This window comes from Kribbella sp. NBC_01245 (assembly GCF_036226525.1).
Classification (GTDB): Bacteria; Actinomycetota; Actinomycetes; order Propionibacteriales; family Kribbellaceae; genus Kribbella.
Window position 1 is genome coordinate 2,914,108 of record NZ_CP108487.1, and the last position, 19,277, is coordinate 2,933,384.

At 67.7% G+C, this 19,277-nt stretch carries 14 protein-coding genes; 6 read left to right on the plus strand and 8 right to left on the minus strand.

The annotated features are described in order from the left end of the window. The first annotated feature begins 81 nt into the window (after positions 1-81). Positions 82-507 carry a thioredoxin gene (trxA, locus tag OG394_RS12765; protein ID WP_328995480.1) on the plus strand — a complete coding sequence of 142 codons (426 nt, stop codon included), beginning with the start codon at positions 82-84 and terminating at the stop codon, positions 505-507. 180 nt (positions 508-687) lie between these two features. Here trxA and OG394_RS12770 read toward each other — a convergent pair whose 3' ends face one another. Both OG394_RS12770 and OG394_RS12775 read right to left on the minus strand, forming a co-directional pair. Further along, complete coding sequence (locus OG394_RS12770) at positions 688-2,283, minus strand: phospholipase D family protein (protein ID WP_328995481.1); 1,596 nt, start codon at positions 2,281-2,283, stop codon at positions 688-690. A gap of 289 nt (positions 2,284-2,572) precedes the next feature. Then, a complete protein-coding gene (locus OG394_RS12775) occupies positions 2,573-3,835 on the minus strand; it encodes an NAD(P)/FAD-dependent oxidoreductase (protein WP_328995482.1) in 1,263 nt (420 codons plus the stop codon). Between the two features lie 91 nt (positions 3,836-3,926). On the opposite strand from OG394_RS12775, the gene OG394_RS12780 reads away from it, so the two are divergent. Then, positions 3,927-5,471 (plus strand): helix-turn-helix domain-containing protein, encoded by a 1,545-nt coding sequence (locus tag OG394_RS12780; protein ID WP_328995483.1) that lies wholly within the window; start codon positions 3,927-3,929, stop codon positions 5,469-5,471. Between the two features lie 88 nt (positions 5,472-5,559). Continuing rightward, positions 5,560-6,030, plus strand: a complete 471-nt coding sequence (locus OG394_RS12785) for a hypothetical protein (RefSeq protein WP_328995485.1) — start codon at positions 5,560-5,562, stop codon at positions 6,028-6,030. Positions 6,031-6,279: 249 nt separating this feature from the next. On the opposite strand, the gene OG394_RS12790 is transcribed toward OG394_RS12785, so the two are convergent. The 4 genes from OG394_RS12790 to OG394_RS12805 form a co-directional block, all read right to left on the minus strand. Further along, positions 6,280-7,113: an endonuclease/exonuclease/phosphatase family protein gene (locus OG394_RS12790; protein ID WP_328995486.1), complete on the minus strand. Its 834-nt coding sequence runs from the start codon at positions 7,111-7,113 to the stop codon at positions 6,280-6,282. A gap of 237 nt (positions 7,114-7,350) precedes the next feature. Beyond that, positions 7,351-8,373 carry an NAD(P)/FAD-dependent oxidoreductase gene (locus OG394_RS12795; protein ID WP_328995487.1) on the minus strand — a complete coding sequence of 341 codons (1,023 nt, stop codon included), beginning with the start codon at positions 8,371-8,373 and terminating at the stop codon, positions 7,351-7,353. After that, on the minus strand, positions 8,370-8,897 hold the full coding sequence (locus OG394_RS12800) for an isoprenylcysteine carboxyl methyltransferase family protein (RefSeq protein WP_328995488.1): 528 nt from the start codon (positions 8,895-8,897) through the stop codon (positions 8,370-8,372). Before OG394_RS12800 ends, OG394_RS12795 begins: the two co-directional genes overlap by 4 nt. A gap of 1 nt (position 8,898) precedes the next feature. After that, positions 8,899-9,951 carry a type III polyketide synthase gene (locus OG394_RS12805; RefSeq protein ID WP_328995489.1) on the minus strand — a complete coding sequence of 351 codons (1,053 nt, stop codon included), beginning with the start codon at positions 9,949-9,951 and terminating at the stop codon, positions 8,899-8,901. An 18-nt stretch (positions 9,952-9,969) separates the two neighbouring features. On the opposite strand from OG394_RS12805, the gene OG394_RS12810 reads away from it, so the two are divergent. Then, positions 9,970-10,815: a UbiA family prenyltransferase gene (locus tag OG394_RS12810; RefSeq protein WP_328995490.1), complete on the plus strand. Its 846-nt coding sequence runs from the start codon at positions 9,970-9,972 to the stop codon at positions 10,813-10,815. On the opposite strand, the gene OG394_RS12815 is transcribed toward OG394_RS12810, so the two are convergent. Beyond that, on the minus strand, positions 10,805-11,686 hold the full coding sequence (locus OG394_RS12815; RefSeq protein ID WP_328995492.1) for a LysR family transcriptional regulator: 882 nt from the start codon (positions 11,684-11,686) through the stop codon (positions 10,805-10,807). The genes OG394_RS12810 and OG394_RS12815 overlap by 11 nt on opposite strands. A 114-nt stretch (positions 11,687-11,800) precedes the next feature. Between OG394_RS12815 and OG394_RS12820 the strand changes: the two genes are divergently transcribed. Further along, positions 11,801-13,336, plus strand: coding sequence for an MFS transporter (locus tag OG394_RS12820; protein WP_328995493.1), 1,536 nt, complete (start codon positions 11,801-11,803; stop codon positions 13,334-13,336). Between the two features lie 2,040 nt (positions 13,337-15,376). Here the strand turns inward: OG394_RS12820 and OG394_RS12825 are convergent. Next, positions 15,377-16,870, minus strand: coding sequence for a lysyl oxidase family protein (locus OG394_RS12825; protein ID WP_328995494.1), 1,494 nt, complete (start codon positions 16,868-16,870; stop codon positions 15,377-15,379). Positions 16,871-17,107: 237 nt separating this feature from the next. On the opposite strand from OG394_RS12825, the gene OG394_RS12830 reads away from it, so the two are divergent. Beyond that, on the plus strand, positions 17,108-19,255 hold the full coding sequence (locus OG394_RS12830; RefSeq protein ID WP_328995495.1) for a fibronectin type III domain-containing protein: 2,148 nt from the start codon (positions 17,108-17,110) through the stop codon (positions 19,253-19,255). Positions 19,256-19,277 lie beyond the last annotated feature (22 nt).

Consider the following 19,277-nt stretch of genomic DNA (forward strand, 5'->3'; position numbering starts at 1 on the left):
CGGGGCGTCGGGAACATTCGGCCGGGCTGTTCTGTTCTAGGAGCAGGAAAGACTTTTCATCCGAGTGCGGAGGTCGTAGTAGTGGCAACGGTCGAGGTGTCCCAGCAGAACTTCGACGAGGTCGTCGGTAAGGACGGCATCGTTTTGGTCGACTTCTGGGCTGAGTGGTGTGGTCCGTGTCGCCAGTTCGGCCCCATCTTCGAGAAGGCGTCGGAGGCGAACCCGGACATCACGTTCGGCAAGGTCGACACCGAGGCACAGCAGGAGCTCGCGCAGGCGTTCGAGATCCGGTCGATCCCGACGCTGATGGCTGTTCGCGACGGCGTGGTGCTGTACTCGCAGGCCGGCGCGCTGCCCGAGGCGGCGCTGACCGACCTGATCGGACAGGTTCGCGCGGTCGACATGGACGAGGTCCGTGCCCAGATCGCCAGCCACGAGGGTCACGACCACGACGGCGATGACGGCCACGGCCACGGTCACGGCGACCACGCCGGTCACCAGCACTGACCCGCAGCCGTCAGTCTCACTGAGCGGACAGACGCCAGGTCACTGGCCAGGCAGGCGTCGGCGCTGAGGCCAGCAGACGTCAGGGCGCTGAGCCAGGTAGGCGGCAGGCGCTCTGAGCTCGGTGGGCGGCAGGCTTCAGGACTCCCCGGGACCGCGTTGGCGGGCCGGGGAGTCTGGCGTTTAGAAGCGGTTTTCGCGGCGGTGTTTGCGTGGTCGGCCATCTGGGTCGTAGATCAGGCGGTACAACGGGCGCGCCCAGATCGACTCCAGCCGGCTGATCGGTTGGGGTTGATGGTGGCGGATCTGCCCGGGCGGGCGAGGACCGCGCTCGCCAAGCGCGTGCCATGCGTCGAGGTCAGCGGCACACCGGCGCCAACGCTCGAAGGCCTCAGGCGGATCATTCAACGCCGGATCCGCGCGCGCGTCGCCCTTCAACCCCAGATGCTCGGCCCACGCGTCTAGGCGGAACTCACGAGCGAGCACGCGCGCGTCGTCGTCCGTGCCGAAGGCGGTCGAATCCACGACCGCACAGGTCAATTCGCTGTCGTTTGTCCACGAGCGACGGCTGAAGTTGTCCGAGCCGCAGGTGAACCACACGTCGTCCACAACGCAGATCTTGGCGTGCACGTAGATCGGCACACCGTCAGCGTTCTCCAAGTTGTAGATCCCGACCCGATCAGGCGCAGCCCGCTGCAGCACCCGCAGGGCTTCCAACTGGCCGAACCGCGCAGGCGGTCCCGCCAGCCGCGAATCGTTGTCCGGATAACGCGGCACGACCACGATCACCCGCAACTCCGGCGAACGCTCCAGCGCATCAGCGATCCCTTGGGCCACCACTGCCGACCACAAGTACTGGTCCTCGACGTAGATCAGCCTCCGCGCCTGCCCGAAGGCCTTCATATAAGCGCGAGCCACACTCCGCTCCCCCTCCGGCGCGAACGGATAGCCCGGCCGCTTATGGGCATACGTCCGCAGCACCTGTACGGCGTGCGGCCCGGCAACCGGCGGATCCGGGAAGGCCTCGGGCAGCGGCTCCGGGTGGCGCGGCATGTGGGCGAGCCGCTGGATGACGGCCCGGTACGGCGTACGGCGGTCGAGGGGGTGGCCGTCGTCCCAGCGTTCGATGAAGGTGCGGAGTAGGTCGCCGACGACCGGTCCGCGGAGTTCGAGGGCCGCGTCGTGCCAGGGCGCGCGATCGCCGTACCGCGGGTCCATCGGCGCGGTCTGCGGGTCGCCCGCGTGGTCGGCGTCATCGCGGCGACCGTGGCTCAGGTCGATACCGCCGACGAAGGCAACGTCGCGTTCGGGCTGGCCGCGGTGCCGGATCACGAACAGCTTCTGGTGGTGCGAGGCGAGGCGTCGTACGCGTTGGTCGAGCAGCACCTCGGCGCCGGCCTCGTTCAGCTCCGTGCCGAGTCGCTGGTTCTCCTGGGCGTTGAACTGCACGTGGTCCGAGTGCGACCGCCAGAGCAGCCCGCGCACCTCGACACCGGCACGGGCCACGTCGCACAGGACATCGCCGACCGTCGGGCCATCCGGCAGCAGCAGCTCGTCCGCATCGCCTCGCCAGTCGGTGAAGTAGACATGGTCGCCCGGCTCGAGCTCGCACAACTCGTCGTACAACCGGCGGAAGTAGGTGGCGCCGTGGATCAGCGGCCGCACCAGGTTGCCTTCGACCCAGGATTCCCCGGCCTCGCCCAGCTGGTCGATCTCGGCCGCCGGATTCCCCCGCTCGTCCGGCGCGAGGAACCAGCGTCGTACGGCGTCATCGCTCATCCTGTGTCCCGTGTTTGAGGTTGTTTGACGGTTGGCTGTGTCCAGGTGCGTGCATCGCAAGGCGGAGAAGCTGCCTCGATGCGGGGTTCATCGTGGCTGCTTCTCCAACGCCGCGAGGTGCGTGCCTGGGCGCCGCCAACCGTTGAAGAACCTCGAACACGGGACACAAGCACCTGTAACCGGGGCCAAACGCGGCGAGACTCCCGGGCCCCGCAGGGGCGGGTCCGGGAGTCTCGTCGGCAAGCGCGTCCGGATCGGGGCAACCGGACGCACTACCCGCGCGCTTGAACTACCGCAGCGGGTTGAAGGGGGCAAGCTCGGCAGGGCGCCGGCCCGTGGTCATGGTCTCGGCTAGCAGCTGACCGGTGACCGGTCCGAGCGTGATACCCCACATGCCGTGACCGCCCGCGGCGTAGACCCGCGGGGACGCCGTGGCGCCGATGAGCGGCAGACCGTCCGGCGTGCAAGGGCGGGGACCGACCCATTCGTCGGTCCGGGCGTCGAGATCGGCATCGCGCAACAGCGGCCGGGCCGCGTTCACGATCGCTTCGATCCGGCGCGGATCAAGGGCGGCTTCGGGCCGCTTGAACTCCATCATCCCGGCGATCCGGAGCCGGTCACCGAGCGGCGTGCAGGCGACGCGCTGGGCCGGGAAGTACACCGGACCGGCGGGCACGTGCTCGATCGGGACGCTGAAGCTGTAGCCGCGACCGGCCTGGACGACCGTCTTCACGCCGAACCGGCGGGCCAGACCGCCGAGCCAGGCGCCGGTGGCGAGCACCACGGCGTCGTACGACCCGGTCGCGCCGTCGGCGAGCACGACCCGCACGTCGCGGATGCCGTCGACCACGTCGGCCACGTTCGCGTTGGAGACGATGTCGCCGCCACGCTCGACGACGGACTCGGCCAGCATCCGGACGTACTCGCCCGGGTTGATGAAGCGCTGGTCGTGCAGCCGGATGGCGGCACCGATCTCGTCCGACAGGGACGGCTCGATCTCGCGGGCGTCGTCACCGGTGATGGCCTCGAACTCGATGCCCTGGCCGGCCGCGTGGATGTGCTCGATCTCCTCGAGCAGGACGGCGCGCTCGGCCTCGGTGCGGTACGCCGCGAGGAAGGACTTCGCCTCGTACGTCTTGGCCTCGACCCCGGCTTCACCCAGCGCGTCGAACGCGGCGAGGGCGATCCGGTTGATCCCGACCAGGGACTCCATCGAGGTCTTCCACCGGCCGGCGGTGCTGTTCCGTGCGAAACGGGTGAGGAAGGACAACAGCCTCGGGTTCGCGCTTGGGGGCACGTACACCGGTGAGGAGGGGCTGATGACCGCCCGTACGCCGTACTTGAGCACCGCCGGCTCCGGCAGAGGTGTCGCCAGTCCAGGGGTCAGCCAGCCCGCATTACCCCAGGAGGCACCAGCGCCGACACCCTCGCGATCGAGGACCGTGACGTGGATACCGCGCTCCTGGAGGAACCATGCGGTGGAGAGACCGACCATGCCGGCGCCGATGACGGCGACGCGCTCGGGAACCTGGAACTGAGAGGCAGCGACCATGGAACGATGGTGCGGCCGTTCAGCAGGCCCTGTCATGGTGTGATCGCACCACTGGTGGCGCGAATGATTGTGCTCTGCGCACAATAACCTCATGATCTCAGCACCCGACCTGATCACCGCCATCGGTACGGCGCTGTTCCAGGTGGTCACCGAAGGCAAGGGAGATGCCGAGGTCAGGGACGTGTTCCTGGCCGATCCGCAGGAGCCCGCGACCGGTCAGCGGGGTGATCTGGTGCTCGGTCTCGGCCTGCGCAACGTCGAGGAGGCCAAGGAGCTGATCGAGCGTTGTGCCGCCGGTAATGCCTCAGGCGTCGTCATCCGCTCAGGCCTCGCGGAGCATCCCGAGGTCGCTGAGACGGCCGATCGCTGGCTACTCACGCTGGTGGCGCTAAGGCCGGGTGTGTCCTGGGCACACCTGGTTTGGCTGCTTCGAGGCGTCATAGATCGCGCAGCGGCTCCAGACTCCCCTGCCGCCGGTGACGCCGGGGTCCACCAGGAGCTCTTCGCACTGGCTGACGCGGCTGCAGCGATCGTGGACGCGCCAGTGACGATCGAGGACAACCAATCGCGCGTGCTGGCCTACTCCTCGGGGCAGGACCTCACAGACCCCACACGAATCTCCACGATCGTCGGCCGCCGGGTGCCGCCAGAGATCATCACGCACTACCGAGCGCGTGGGGTCTTCCGGCAGTTGGCCAAAGCGAGTGAGCCGTTCCTGGTGCCCGAGGGACCGAATATCCGGCCCCGACTGGTTGTGCCGGTTCGAGCCGGTGGTGAGTGGCTGGGCTCGATCTGGGCGGTAGTGAACGGCCCGGTTAGCCCAGAGGTCACCAACGAACTCAGCCACGCCGCCTCCGTCCTAGCCCTCCACCTACTCCGCCTACGCGCTCAAGCCGACGTGGCCCGGCGTAGCGCGATCGACCGCCTCCGTACGGTCCTACGCCAGTTCTCCCCCGACAGCACGCCTGAGGTCCGCCTATCGCCACAACCTTGGCGAGTGGTCGCACTCGATCTCCCCGCCGGGTACGACGTACCGCAGCAGCTAGACCTCTGGGACACGACAGGACGTCGTGCCGGTTGGAACGAGCCTGCCCTGGCAGACCTCGACGGCGTCGTACTGGCGGTAGTAAGCGACGCAGACGGCCCCGGCTCCTGGAAGTGGCTCCGGAAACTAGTGATCGACCTAGCCAAAGAAGCACCCGGCACGGTCGCGGCAGCGGGTGGGATTGCCCGAAGCCATGCGGATCTCCCGACGTCCCGTACGCAGGCGGTGGAACTACTAGGTCTTGTACGACGTGAGGAGGTCCCGGGCCCGGCACTTCGCGTAGAGCAGGCGTGGCACGCGTTAACCGTGCACAGGGCGGTGAGTGCGCTCGACACCAGCCAGATGGATGGGCCGCTCGCGACGTTGCTGCGGCACGACATCGCTCAGAGCACGGACTACGTCGCCACGCTCGCGGCCTGGCTCGCATACCCGGGACAACCGCAGCAGGCGGCCCGCGAGTTGCACCTGCACACCAACACCTTGCGGCACCGGATGAAGCGGATCGGCGAGATCACCCGGCTCGATCTGGCGAATCCGCGCGAGCGGCTCGCCCTGCAACTCCAGATCGAAGCGGTCCGCACCGCGCACTGAGGCAGCACTGAGGACCAGTGATCAAGTGGTCAAGGAGTAGTCTGCGGCGAACGCCTGGCCCGTCCGCGCAACGGAGCAGATTTCCAGCATGAACGAACTTGTCCTGACCCGGAACGACATCGTCGTCGCCCGGCACCCGCATGACACCTACTTCTTCATCACGATGCCGCGCAACGTCCAGCGGGTTCATCCGCTCACGGTGCACATGCGCGGTGCCGCGGACCATTCCTGCGAGGCCGGCGAACGGATCACCGAGGTGGTGATGGCCGGTGGCGAGATGTTCTCGGCCGACTGGGTGGTGACGCGGGCCGAGTGGGGCGTGCGCTGGTCCGTCGCGACCGACCGGTACGGATGGCGCGGCGTCAGCGCCCAGGTGGCGTACGACTTTGCCGTGGTGCCTGGTGGGACCCGGCTGACGCGCGAGATGACGGTGGAATTCGCCACCGGACATCAGGAGTGCAGAGCCTTCCAGCGAACGATCGGCGATGCGTCCGTACAGGAGCAGTTCCTGCTGAACATCAAGAGCGCCCTCGAGCAGCAGCCCGCCGCCATGGCGTAAAGGGCCTTATGCGCCTGAGTCGCAGGTTTCGTGGCCGTTCCCGACTCATGCGAAAAGATTCACATTCGGGAAACAGACCGGCAACATCGCGCTGGCAGGGTTATACCCACAGAGCCCCACCGGGTAACCGGTGGATGGAGGCCCCAGCTTTCACCAGGATGCTGGGTCCACCAGCGGGCCCCGGCTTTCACCAGGATGCCGGGTCTCCAGCACCGGCCCGGCGCCCCTCGTGGGCGCCGGGCCGTTCTGCTAGTTGTACGTGTAGAACGCCGACACCAACGGGTGGTCGGACCAGTTGCGCTCTTCGAAGGTTCGATCGACCTCCCAACCGGCAAAACCGATCTGACCGGCACCGAAGATCCAGTCGACGCCCGGGTAGCCGGACACCGGGCAGGAGCCGTTCGCGTTCGCCTTGTAGCCCGTCGCGGCCTTCATCACCTCGTTGGTGGTGAAGAAGCAGGCGGCCGCCTCGTTCTCGTTGAAGTCGCCGAGCAGCAGCACGTGGTCGTGGTTGGCCTTCAGCTCGCGGATCTTCTCCCGCTCGAGCTGCCGAAGCGCGGCACGCCAGTCGGCGGCATCCGCGCCACTCGGGTTGTGCACATTCATCACGGCCACGCGCTCGCCGTTCGCGGTGTTCTTCAGCACCACGATCGGCATGTGCAGCTCGCGGCGATTACCGACCTTGGCATGCAACTGGAAGGACGACATCAGGTCCCACGCGTGGTCCTTCCACATGATCGCGTTGCCGCCGTAGTTGCCGCCGGCGTATTCGCTGTTGGCGTCAGCCCGGTATAGATCCCAGGTGCCGTCATTCCGGACCACCTCGGCCTGCGGCGACTCGAACTCCTGCAAGCCGACGATTCCGATCCCCTTCGCCTCGATCCGGTTCAGCGACTCGCGCATCCGCACGCGACCGTCGAACCCGCCAACGGTCAGATGCCACCCCTTCACGTTGTAACTGGCGACCCGTACGTCCGGCGCCGCCTCAGCCATATCCCGCGCCTGGGCCTGGGGCGCCGCCAGCAACCCGGTCAAGGTCAACGCCAAACAGGCGGAGAACACCAGGCCAGTTCGAAGCTTCATCAGTCCAACCTCCGCATAGGTTCCTCACAACCAGAAACAGCCAGCCACAGCCGGCCGCACCAAGTCCCGCTTCCCGATCGAATCCGGTCAGCGTTAGAGGCCCTAAAACGACAGCCGGTTCCCAACCTCCTTTGCGTTCATTCGTCGCAATCTGCCCTCTCAGCACAGCGCACCGGTGCAGGTCGGCGGCCGGAAGAGGGCAGATTGCGACGAATGAACGCAAAGAACTGACGCGTGTCAGGTCAGGCGGTTGACGATGTTGGTGAAGGTGGTGGGGAGGCGGGTGGCCAACGGGACGATCCGCGGGGCCAGGAACGGGCGGTTGCGGGCCCAGAGCAGCGTTCCGGTGAGGAGGCGGCACTCCCACGACGCGCGGCGCCAGGCGAGTTCGTAGGCCAACGGGCGATCCGCCCGCACGCAGCGAACCAGCTCAGCCGACGTACGCAAGGCGACAGCGATCCCCTCCCCCGTCAACGCGTCCACATACCCCGCGGCGTCCCCCACCAGCAGCACCCGGCCCGACACCCGACGCCGCACGCGTTGCCGCAATGGCCCCGCACCCAGCACCGGCCCGGCCGTCCGCAAGGACCCGGAAAGCCTTACCCGCAAGGCCGGAAAGGCCCGCAGGAGTTCGTCGTACGGCCTCCGCTCCGTGGTCAGTATCGCCACCCCGACGAGGTCATCCGCCACCGGCGTCACGTACGCCTCGCCGATCGGTGACCAGTAAACCTCGACCAGATCCGTCCACGGCTCGATCGGGAAATGCCGCCGCAGCCCGTGCCGCGCCGATCCCGCGCGCGCCGCCTCCAGACCGAGCCGGCGGCGGATCGGCGAGTGCAACCCGTCGGCCGCCGCGAGGTAGCGCGCCTTGATCCCGGCCGCCTCGACGCGATCCTTGAACTGGCCGAGCTCCTCGACCCGGCCGGGAATGACCGGAATCTCCAGCTCCCTCAGGCGATCGCTGAGCGCGGTTTGCAGCACGGTACGACGTACGCCCAGGCCGGGTCCGTCGCGGAAGAGCGCGTCCACCTCGTGCCCGAAGGAGTCGAGATAGCGGATGCCGAGGAACGGGCGCCCGGCCGGTTCGACCCCGAGGCCGGCGAGATCCCGCACGGCGCTGTGCGCGATACCTTCGCCGCAGGCCTTGTCGATCGGGCCACGACGCGGCTCGACCACGACCACTTGGAGTCCGGCGAGTGCCGCCCTGATGGCCGTGGCCGCTCCGGCCGGACCGGCGCCCGCGACGAGTAGGTCGATCATCTAGCCGCCGCGAGGGTCAGCGCGGCTTCCTCGGTACGGATCCGGACCGCGAGCAGCGGGATGTTCAGCACGGTGAAGACCACGGCGGTGATCCAGGACGTGTGCACGAGCGGAAGCGCGGCGCCTTCCAAAACGACCGCCACATAGTTCGGATGGCGCATCCACTGATAGGGGCCCTTGGCAACCAACTGCAGCCCCGGTACGACGATGACGCGCGTGTTCCACTGATGCCCGAGGGTCGTGATGCACCACCAACGCAGGGCCTGCGACGCCACCACGACCGCGAGCATGATCCAGCCGAGCGCCGGGATGAACGGACGGTCCGCCAGGATCGCCTCGACCAGACACCCAGCGAGCAACCCGGTATGCAGCACCACCATGAACGGGTAGTGCCCCTGGCCGGACTCCACGCCGCCCTGGGCGAAGCTCCATTTCGCGTTGCGCAGCGAAACCACCAGCTCCGCGACACGCTCGAAACCGACCAGCACCACGAGTACGCCGTACAGCAGCAGGGAGGTCTCCATATCACCACTCCAGCAGAACGAGTTCGGAACAGAAACCTGGGCCCATCGCCAGCAGCACACCCGGCGTGCCTTCGAGCGGCTTGGCAGCCATGGTCGCGCCGAGCACCTGCAATACCGACGAGGACGAAAGGTTGCCGACGGCATCGAGTGACTGCCAGGTCAGGTCGAGCGCGCCGGGCGGCAACTCGAGCGCCGCCTGGACGGCGTCCAGCACTTTCGGACCACCCGGATGACTGACCCACGCGGTGACGTCGGGCACGGTCAGGTCGTGGTCCGCCAGGAACCCGCGGACATCATCGCCGAGGTATTGCCGGACGACATCAGGCACATCCGCACCGAGCACTACCCGGAATCCGCCGGACCCGATGTCCCAGCCCATCACCCGCTGGCTGTCGGGGTAGAGCCGGCTGCGCGTCGCGACCACGGACGGCCCAGCCGCCGCGGGATGGTCCGACCCGGTCATCACCACCGCGGTCGCGCCGTCGCCGAACAACGCGCTGGCGACCATGTTCGGCATCGAGGCGTCATCGCGTTGCAGCGTGAGCGAGCACAACTCGACCGAAAGCAGTACGGCGACGTGGTCCGGCCAGGCCTTGAGGTAGTCGTGCACCCGCGCGATCCCGGCCGCGCCGCCGACGCAACCGAGACCGAACAGCGGTAACCGGCGAAGGTCCTCGCGCAGCCCGAGCCGGCCCGCGATCCGCGCGTCGATCGATGGCGCGGCAACCCCGGTGACGGTGGTGAACATCAGCAGATCCACGTCCGCAACGGTCAGCCCGGCCGCCTCCAGCGCACCCGCGACCGCCTCCGAACCGAGGTCGACGGCGGCCGCGATCCACGCGTCGTTCGCCTCGCCGAAGTCCTTCAGCGCCTTGTACTGGTCGAGCGGAATGGCCAGATGGCGAAAGGAGACGCCGGCGTTCGCGTGCACGCGTTTGAGCACGCCGTGACTGGCGCCGTCGGGCAGGCAAAGCGTGGCGAAGGCATCGGTGAGCTCATGCTGCGGATAGCGATTCGGCGGCAGCGCGCCGTGCACCGCGGCAATGCGCGTCATCGTGGCATCGTATGTCCGGTGGCGGCGACAAGCGACGTGAAGCGTGCCATTCCGCGCGCCCTGGCCGGCCTCGCCCGGGCGTGTCACCCGGGTCCGACCATCGCCGTGACCACTTTGGTGACAGTTGTCGCCGCCTCGGCCGGGCGCGATCCGCTCGGCTGTGTGTACGTCGGGGCCGCCGTGCTGACCGGCCAGTTGTCGATCGGCTGGAGCAACGACGCGATCGACGCGGAGCGGGATCAAGCGGTCGCCCGTGCCGACAAGCCGATCGCGTCGGGCCTCATCAGTCGTCGGGCCGTATGGACCGCCGCGGTGATCGCGTTAGTCGCCTGCGTACCGCTTTCGCTGGCGAGCGGATGGCTTGCGGGTACGGCGCACCTGGTCGGCGTCATCGCGGGCTGGGCGTACAACTTGCGGCTCAAGTCGTCGGTCGTCTCGTGGCTCCCGTACGCCGTGGCGTTCGGCCTGCTGCCGTCATTCGTCACCCTCGGCACTCCCCCGGATCACGCGTGGGCGCCTTGGTGGGCGATGACCGCGACCGCCTTGCTCGGCATCGGCGCCCACCTCGCGAACGTCGTACCCGATCTTGCCGACGACCTCGCCACCGGAATCCGGGGCTGGCCGCAACGACTCGGTGGCGCGGCGCGGTTGGTGGCGCCGATCCCGCTGGCTGTTGCGACCGTGTTGTTGGTCGTGGCGCCCGCGGGCGCGATTGGGTTGGCGGGGTGGATCACGCTTGGCGTGGTCGCCGTACTGCTGGTGGTCATCGCGAGTTGGCGGCGGGCGCCGTTCCTGCTGACGATCGCGGTGGCGGCGGTCGATATCGTGCTGCTGGTGCTTCGGGGCGACGCTCTTATCCCGTAACCGGCTCCAAGGGTTTGACGGCGGTGCCGAGGATGGCGGAGGTCAGCGCCTCGGCCGGCTCCTTCGCGACCCGCGGGTTCGTGATCAGGACGAGCTCGACCGGCGGCAGCTCGGGCAGGCCCGCGCTCGGTGGTGGTTCGACCAGGTCGGGCGGCATCAGGCTGCGGGCGAAGATCGCGATGCCGAGACCGGCTCGCACTGCGGCGAGCACGCCGTTCACGCCTTTGACGATGCAGGTGATGCGGCACGCCCGGCCGGCCTGCTCCAACGTCTGCACGCCGAGCGATCGGCTCAGGCTCGGCGCCTGGTACGCCACCAGCGGCACCCGATCCTCCGGGCCGATCCGGGTCCCCTCGATCCCCGCCCATACCAGCGGATCGCGCCGGACCAGCCGGCCGTTCGGCTCGTACGTCGTGCCGACGTTCTGCTTGAGATACGCGAGATCCAGATGGCCGGACTCGACCCGGCGAAGCAGATTCGGGCTCTGGGCAACGGTCAGCTCGAGGTCGATCCGCGGATAGAGCTGGCGAAAGTCCCGCAGGATGCGCGGCAACGGCGTCAGCGCGAGATCGTCGGTCACGCCGAACCGCAGCCGCCCGCGCAACTCCGAGCCGGTGAAGTAGCCGACGGCCTGCTCGTGCGCCGCGAGGATCGTCCGGGCGAAACCGGCCATCGCGTCACCGTCGGCCGTCAGCGTCACGGTCCGCGTGTCGCGGACGAACAACGGCCGCCCGACCGCCTGCTCGAGCTTGCGAATGTGCTGGCTGACCGTCGGCTGACGGATGCCGAGGCGCTCCGCGGCCTGGGTGAAACTGAGCGACTGCGCGACCGCGAGAAACGTGCGCAACTGTTCCGGGTCGTAGCTGGCCATCGGCACCTCTCATTGCGGGACGTTATAAGACTAATACCACTGATAGTCCTTCGCATTTGACCGGACAAGGGTGAAGGTGGATACCGAAGCCAATCCACGATCGAGGGACTTGCCTTGACCACCCGGGCCACCGGAACCGTCCAGCCAACCGACGACCACACTCATCCCCGTACGACCACCGGGCAACGACCCGGTTGGCGCGAAACCTTCACTTCCCTGCGAATCCGCAATTTCCGGCTCTTCCTCATCGGCCTGTTCGTCAGTTCGGCCGGCGGCTGGGTGCAACGCATCGCCCAGGACTGGCTGGTGCTCACCCTCACCGGCAGCGCCACGGCCGTCGGTATCACCACCGCCCTGCAGTTCCTGCCGACGTTGTTCCTCGGCCTGTTCGGCGGTTTGATCGCGGACCGATTCCCCAAGCGCCTGGTGCTGCTCGTCACCCAGAGCTCGATGGGATTGCTCGCCGCCGCGCTCGCCGTACTGGCGCTCACCGGCAACGTGGAGGTCTGGCACGTCTACCTGCTGGCGCTCGGCCTCGGCATCGCGACCGCGGTGGACAACCCGAGCCGGCAGGCGTTCGTCAACGAGATGGTCGGCCGGGAGAACGTCCGCAACGCGATCAGCATGGTCTCGTCGACATTCCAGCTCGGCGCCCTGATCGGCCCGGCCATCGGTGGCGCGATGATCGGGGTGGTCGGCACCGGCTGGGCGTTCGGGGTCAACGCCGCCACGTATCTCGGCTCGATCACCGCCCTCTTGCTGATCCGGGACGGCGAGCTGCGCGCACGAGCCCCACGTCGTACGGGCGTCTCGGTGCGCTTGCGCGACGGCCTCAGCTTTGTCGCCAGCGAACCGGCCGTGCTCTGGCCCGTCGTACTCGTCGGGATCTTCGGCTTCTTCACGATGAGCCTGCCGGTGACGCTGGCCGCCTTCGCGGATTCGGTCTTCCGCTCGGGTGCCGAGGGCTACGGTCTGCTCAACTCGGTCGTTGCCTTGGGCGCACTCGCGGGCGCGTTGATCTCGGCCCGGCGGCGGCACGCGCCACGACTGCGCAATCTCGTCACGGTCGCAGCAGCCTTGACCGTCACCGACGTGCCCGCCGCGTTCGCGCCGTCACAGTGGGCGTTCCTGCCGCTGTTGGTGGCGCTCGGCCTGGCGACGCTGATCTTCCTGAACGTCGCGCAGTCGATGGTCCAGCTCACCACTCCCGACGCGATGCGCGGCCGCGTGATGGGCGTCTACATGCTCGTGTTCATCGGTGGCGGCGCGCTCGGTGGACCTGCTGTCGGCTGGGTGGCCGAACATGCCGGACCGCGGATCAGCCTGTTGCTGGCCGGCCTCATCCCGGCCGCCGCGACGCTGGTCATCGCGATCAAACTCGCGCGCTCGGGCCGCCTCCGCCTGGTCCTCCGCCCGGTCGCCACCCGCTCGCCCTGGCGTCAGCCGCCGGTGAGGCTATCCATCGAGCCGACACCGATCCGGCTAACGCGGGACGAGTGTCACGGTGTCGAGGCGGAGCCAGGAGTCGGCGTTCGGTGCCCAGTACCCGGCGAAGACCGTCATCGTGGTGTTCGCCCCGGAGTTGAAGTCCACCGTCACCGGCCCGTACGACGCCGCCGCGCCGAACCGCGTCTCGGCGTACGTCGCTGACCCGGCCCGAACCCCGAAGAAGCCGTCGGCGAAATTGCCCGAGTTCTGCACCCATCCGGTCAGGCGGTAGTTCGTTTCGGGCTTCACCGCAACGACCTGCTTGATCGCGTTCCACGCCGTACCGCTGGTGTGGATCCACGCGTTGTTCGAGCCCTGCTGGGCGAAGCCGAGGCCCCGGTCGATCCCCTTCTGACCGGGGCCCTCGCCCTCCCAGGGCACGGCGATCGCGCCGGCCGGTTGGGCTTCGAACCCCGAGTCCGTGACGGCCGTGGCGTGGTAGACCTCCAGCTCGGCGATCGAGGTAAACGTCTGGGAACCACCCGGTACGCCGATGAGGCGGATCCCGTCCCCAGTGGTCGCGTCGAAGCCGAGCACGAACGTCCGGTTCGTCCCGGCGGCATAACCCGGCGTGATCCGCACACCGGTCGCCGGCGTCCACACCCCGTTGCGCCGCACCTCCACCGTGGGAGTCGCGCCGAACCAGCCGCCGTCGCCGAATGTCGTACCGCTGGTGAAGACGAGCCGGTTCAAGTTGTACGCCCGCGGCCAGGTGTAGCCCCACCAGCTCAGCGGTTTGCGCTCGTCGTTCCAGTCGTCCTCGTTCTGATCGCGACGGCCGTCGGCGAGGATCGGCGTACCGAAATGGATCGCGCGTTCGATCGGGACCGTGCCGGCCTCGCGGGCGAGGTTGCGGGCGCCGTCGACGGGATTGCCGGGCGTCGTCGGCACCGACGGCTCGAGCGACATCCGGCGAAGCGAGTAGGTGTACGCCCAATGCTCGCCGGCCGGGAAGCCGCCGCCGCAAGGGCAGACGTTGGACTGCAACCACATCGACTTGCCGTCCGCGCTGATGTACTTCGACGGGATGGTGGTCGCGTAGCCGCCGTGCTTGGTCCGCGTCCACGGGTAACCGCCGAAGTCCTTCGGGGTGAATCGTTGCCAAGGGCCCCAAGGTGTGGCGCTCTCGTAGAACTCGAAGGTGTACTCGGTCCAGGAGGTGTAGATGTACCGGTTGAGCGGCTTGTTGTAGACGACGCCGCCCTGGCTGATCGTGGTCATGTCGCGAGCGCGTCCCGCCGTACCGACGTCGCGGTAGACCCGCCGATCGTCGTGCAGGGAGGCGACGCGCTGGTCGATATCGGCCGTCCACATCGGCTGCCCGTCCGTGTCGGTGCCGGCGAAGAACCGCCAGGCTGACCGGTCTTGGATGCTGCCGGCGGGAACACGTGCGAGATAGAGGTCGACCGGATCGGGCACCCGGTTGGAGAACCGCCAGTTATGGTCGAGGCCGTACGCGTAGACGAAACCGTCCGGGCTCTCGGCGTTGTCCTTGCCGTAGTCCAGGAACATCACCGTGGTGAACGTCGAGCCGCTGAACATCGGCGCCGAGCGATCCCACGTCCAGGTCGCGCCTTTGTCGGTCGACTTCGCGATCGTGGCCGCGGGTGCGTCGTCGAAGTCGAAGGCGAGATCCTGCACGGCCAGGTAGAGATGACCGCCGACGCAGACCATGCCGGTCGGTTTGCGGCTGTGGTTCGCGGTCCAGACCTGGCCGACGCCGTTGCCACTCGCGCGCTGCGTCCCGGTCAGATTGCCGGGCAGACCACTGATACGGGCCACCCCGATATCGCTGGAAGCGCTGCCGAATCCGATGCCATCGCCGTACGCCGTGTAGAGCTGGTCGTCCCCGGACCAACACGACGGCCAGAGGTCGCCGTGGTCACGGTTGTCCCCCACCGCGGGCGCACCAACCGTGGCGCCCGGCTCGATCCCAACGGTGGAAAAGAACGTACTCTCCGCCGGACTCGCCGCAACGGCAGCGGGTGCTTTCACGGCGGCAAGGGCCGCGCCGGGAGTGAGCACACCAGCGGCCAGCAACAAGCTCAGAACCAGACGCACGGTGGCTACCTCCCGCGTGAGAAATCGATTTCCTGAGCAGGAAGGTAGCCACCGGGCACGCTATGGGTCAAGAGTTCGGGGGCCCAGACCAGGGCGGTGGTCTGGGCCCCTCAGGTCAACTCAGGACTGCTGAGAGGTAGCTCAGCCGTTCCAGTTGACCAGGTCGTGCGCCGGCACCTGAACGGTCCGGGCGCCCTTGACGCCGCCCAGGATGACCTTGCGCAAGGCCATGTTGTTGGTGGTGTTGGACTCGTAGAGCCGCTTCTCCGGGTTGGCGAGCACCTGGATGAAGTAGGTGCCGTTCGGCAGGTTGGTGATGTCGAACGACTGGCCCGGACGGGTCTGGTCGTAGGTGTCCCCAGCACCCACGTCCAGCACCTCACGCACCGCGAGCGAGCTGTAGCTGCCGCAGGCGGTGTGCAGGTCGGTGTTCATCGGGTGCCAGTTGGCGTTCTTCGCGAGCTGGTCGATCTGGTCGGTCGCGGCCAGGCAGAACGCCTCTTTCTGGCTGCGCACGATCTCGGTCTGGTTGGCCTTGAGCAGCCGGTAGCTGGCGAAGTCGGTGAAGTGCCAGTGGGTGTGACCGTCGCGCGCGTCCCACTCCATCGTGCCGGTCTTGGCGTGACCGACCTGCTGGCCCTTCTCGTTGTAGAAGTACTGGTAGGCGTCCATCAGGTCCTGGCCCTGGCGGCGGTAACCGTCCAGCACGAGGGTCGACGGTCCACCGTTGTAGACGGTCGCCGCGAACTGCAGGAAGTCGTTATTCGCGGTGGGCGTTCCCTCGTCCCCCTTGGAGATACGCGCGCCCCAGGCGGGCAGCGCGACGAGGTCCGGCTTGGGGCCGGCGGGCACGCTGTCCTTACCGGTCGGGGCTTTCGCGTTCGGCTTGGGCTGCGGCTCGGCCGCCTTGCGCGCCTTGTCCTCGGCGGCGACCCGCTGACCGACCCGGTCGTGACCGCTTTCGGGCGCCTTGCGCACGGTCACGTTGATCGTCGTGCTGGCCTGGTTCGCCGGGATGCCGAAGAGCGCGCGGTACTTGGGCGCGATCTCGACCTTCGCGGTGTACTTGCCCATCCAGAGCTTGATCTGCGTGCCGGTCTCCCCGGTCGGCGCGGTCCAGCCGGACTGGATGCCCCACACGCTGCTGACGGTGAACCCGTTCTGCGAGCAGTCCTTGGGGTACGGCGACTTGTCCGGCGCGTCCGGACGGGTCCGGGCCGATTCGTAGTTGTTCGGACAGAAGGCCTGCGAGCGATCGACGAGTTTCTTGCCCTTGGCATCGGTAATCGTCAGCCGGCTGAAGCCCGGCAAACCGCTGTAGTTGTTGGTAAGTCCGGCAGGCAGCGCTTTCACCTTGCCGTCGACGATCTGCTCGACGACGACCGGGTCCTTGAACGACTTGCGCTTGACGCGAAGCTCGAACGGCTTCGCTCCGGCGACCATATGCGTGCCGAGATCGACGTACACGCCATCGTCGTAGCGGTCGAGAATGACCGACTTCGACGCGGTGACGAGCTTCAACTGCGGCTCGGCGGCGGCCGCGAAAGTGGTGCCACGGGCGGTGTTGTCAGCCGATGGCACGGCCGATGCGACGGCGGTTCCCCCGGCGAGTACTGCGGCGAGACCGGCCGCCACGAAAGCGGCACGGCGAGACTGCTGATGGCTGGTAATACGGATCCCCTCCAGATCATTGATGAGTCCGCGACCCCCTCGCGAACCCTTATGGCAACTAGGACGCGAGGACCGGCGGCGATGTTGGCCGGGGATCGTTGCACTTCCGTCTCAGGATGTTACGGAGGTATTACTTGACGATAGAAAGTAACTGACCCTACAGTCGCCCTACCGCCTGGACACAACGGAGGTATTGAGCGCATGCCCCACAAATCCCCACGTTCCGGACCGGGCCGCCGCAGGCTTCGGCTCGGCCTGACCACCGCCATCGCGGCCGCCCTGGTGCCGGCCGTGCTGACCTCGGCCGGGCTGACGGCCGCAGCGAGTGTCGTTCCTGCCGCATCGGCTCAGGTGCCGCAGGCCGTCACCGCTCCGGCCGTCGACCCCGCCACCGCGGCCACTGCCGCCACCGCCGCCGCCACCGTTGCCGCCGAGACCGGCCCGGCAGCGGCCAAGCCGTACATGGGCTGGAGCAGTTGGAGTCTGCAGTCCACCAACTACCCGGGGGTGAACCCCGACGGTCCGGGCAGCTTCATCACCGAGAAGAACATCCTGGCCCAGGCGCAGGCGATGGCCACCAAGCTCAAGCCGTTCGGCTACGAGTACATCAACATCGACGCGGGCTGGCAGCTCGGCGGCGACCAGTGGGGCCGCCCGGTCGCCAATACCAAGCGCTTCCCGCGCGGTATGAAGGCCGTCGGCGAGGACATCCACGCACTCGGGCTCAAGTTCGGCATCTACACGGTCGTTGGTCTCGGCAAGGACGTCTACAACGAGGGCAACATGCCGGTCTACGGCACCACGGACTGCTTCAGCCGCGACCTCGTGTACCCGGATCTGCGCACCACCAACGGCTGGGACATGTCGTACAAGATCAACTACGCGAGCCCGTGCGCGCAGAAGTACGTGGACTCGATCGTGAACACCTTCGCCGACTGGAAAGTCGACTACATCAAGATGGACGGTGTCGGCCCGGGCTCGTTCCGCGGCGGCGAGAACTACGACAACCGCGAGGACGTCGAGGCCTGGTACCGCTCGGTGCAGGCGTCTGGCCGCGAGATGCTCTACACGCTCTCCTGGTCGATGAGCCACAAGTACGTCGATGACTGGAAGGCCAACTCCAACGGCTGGCGCATCGACACCGACGTGGAGTGCTATTGCGACACCATCGTGCGCTGGGACGCGTCGGTGAAGCAGCGCTGGTGGGACGTCGTGCAGTGGATCGACGACACCGGGCCTGGTGCCTGGAACAACCTCGACGCGGTCGTCGTCGGCAACGCCGAGATGGACGGTCTGACCGAAGCGGAACGCCAAAGCCACATGACGTTCTGGGCGATCCAGGCGGCGCCGCTGTTCTCCGGTGACGATCTGACCAAGCTCGACGCGTACGGCCTGAAGCTGCTGACCAACCGCGAGGTGATCGCGATCAACCAGGCCGGCCGGCCCGCGCGTCCGGTCAGCCAGTCCTCGCTGCAGCAGACCTGGTACACCAAGAACGCCGACGGCAGCACCACGGTCGCCCTGTTCAACCTCGGCGACTCCCCCGCCAGTGTCACCGGTCGATTCGACGAGGTCGGCATCACCGGTTCGGCGCGAGTGCGCGACGTGTGGGCCGGGCAGAACCTCGGCTCGACCACCGGTCAGGTCAGCGCGACTCTTCCTGCGCACGGCTCGAAGCTGTTCCGGATCACGCCGAACAACCTCGGCGCCCTGGGCAAGCCGTCCGGCGTACACGCGACTGACGTCAGCCGCACCACCACCTCGCTCGCCTGGGACGCTACGGCCGGCGCTACGTCGTACCGGGTGTACGCCGGTGGGCGCGAGCTTGCCCGCGTCTCCACGCCGAAGGCGACCGTGACGGGTCTGACGCCTGCTACGGCGTACAAGTTCGAGGTGAAGGCGTACAGCGCGGCGCGTTCGTCGGCGGCTAGTGCGCCGGTCGAGCTGACTACGTCGAAGAACGGCGGGCCGGTCAAGTACGAGGCTGAGGCCGACACCAATCCCTGTACGGGCAATGCCAGTGTCTCGGGGTGTGGTGCCTGCTCTGGCGGTAACAAGGTCGGCAACATCGGCGGCGACGGCACGTTCACATTGACGGGTCTAAACGTGCCGGTGGCCGGGACGTACTTGCTGAAGATCGCTTATACGGATGGCGATTCCAGCCGGCAGGGCATCCTCACGGTGAACGACACGACGCCGTACTGGGTGAACTTCCACGGCACTGGCGACAACGACTGGGGCACGCCTCAGGTCACCGTCCAGCCGGTGCAGCTCAAGGCGGGGGCCAACACCATCAAGGTGAGCAACCCTGGCGGCTACATGGCCGACATCGACTACGTGATCCTGTAGTCGCATTTGTTGAGCAGCGGGC

Coding starts and splice junctions, on each gene's coding strand:
- OG394_RS12790 (WP_328995486.1), bottom strand. CDS start 7,113: ATGAAGCTTCGAACTGGCCTGGTGTTCTCCGCCTGTTTGGCGTTGACC.
- OG394_RS12815 (WP_328995492.1), bottom strand. CDS start 11,686: ATGGCCAGCTACGACCCGGAACAGTTGCGCACGTTTCTCGCGGTCGCG.
- OG394_RS12785 (WP_328995485.1), top strand. CDS start 5,560: ATGAACGAACTTGTCCTGACCCGGAACGACATCGTCGTCGCCCGGCAC.
- OG394_RS12775 (WP_328995482.1), bottom strand. CDS start 3,835: ATGGTCGCTGCCTCTCAGTTCCAGGTTCCCGAGCGCGTCGCCGTCATC.
- OG394_RS12800 (WP_328995488.1), bottom strand. CDS start 8,897: ATGGAGACCTCCCTGCTGCTGTACGGCGTACTCGTGGTGCTGGTCGGT.
- OG394_RS12805 (WP_328995489.1), bottom strand. CDS start 9,951: ATGACGCGCATTGCCGCGGTGCACGGCGCGCTGCCGCCGAATCGCTAT.
- OG394_RS12770 (WP_328995481.1), bottom strand. CDS start 2,283: ATGAGCGATGACGCCGTACGACGCTGGTTCCTCGCGCCGGACGAGCGG.
- OG394_RS12795 (WP_328995487.1), bottom strand. CDS start 8,373: ATGATCGACCTACTCGTCGCGGGCGCCGGTCCGGCCGGAGCGGCCACG.
- OG394_RS12830 (WP_328995495.1), top strand. CDS start 17,108: ATGCCCCACAAATCCCCACGTTCCGGACCGGGCCGCCGCAGGCTTCGG.
- OG394_RS12780 (WP_328995483.1), top strand. CDS start 3,927: ATGATCTCAGCACCCGACCTGATCACCGCCATCGGTACGGCGCTGTTC.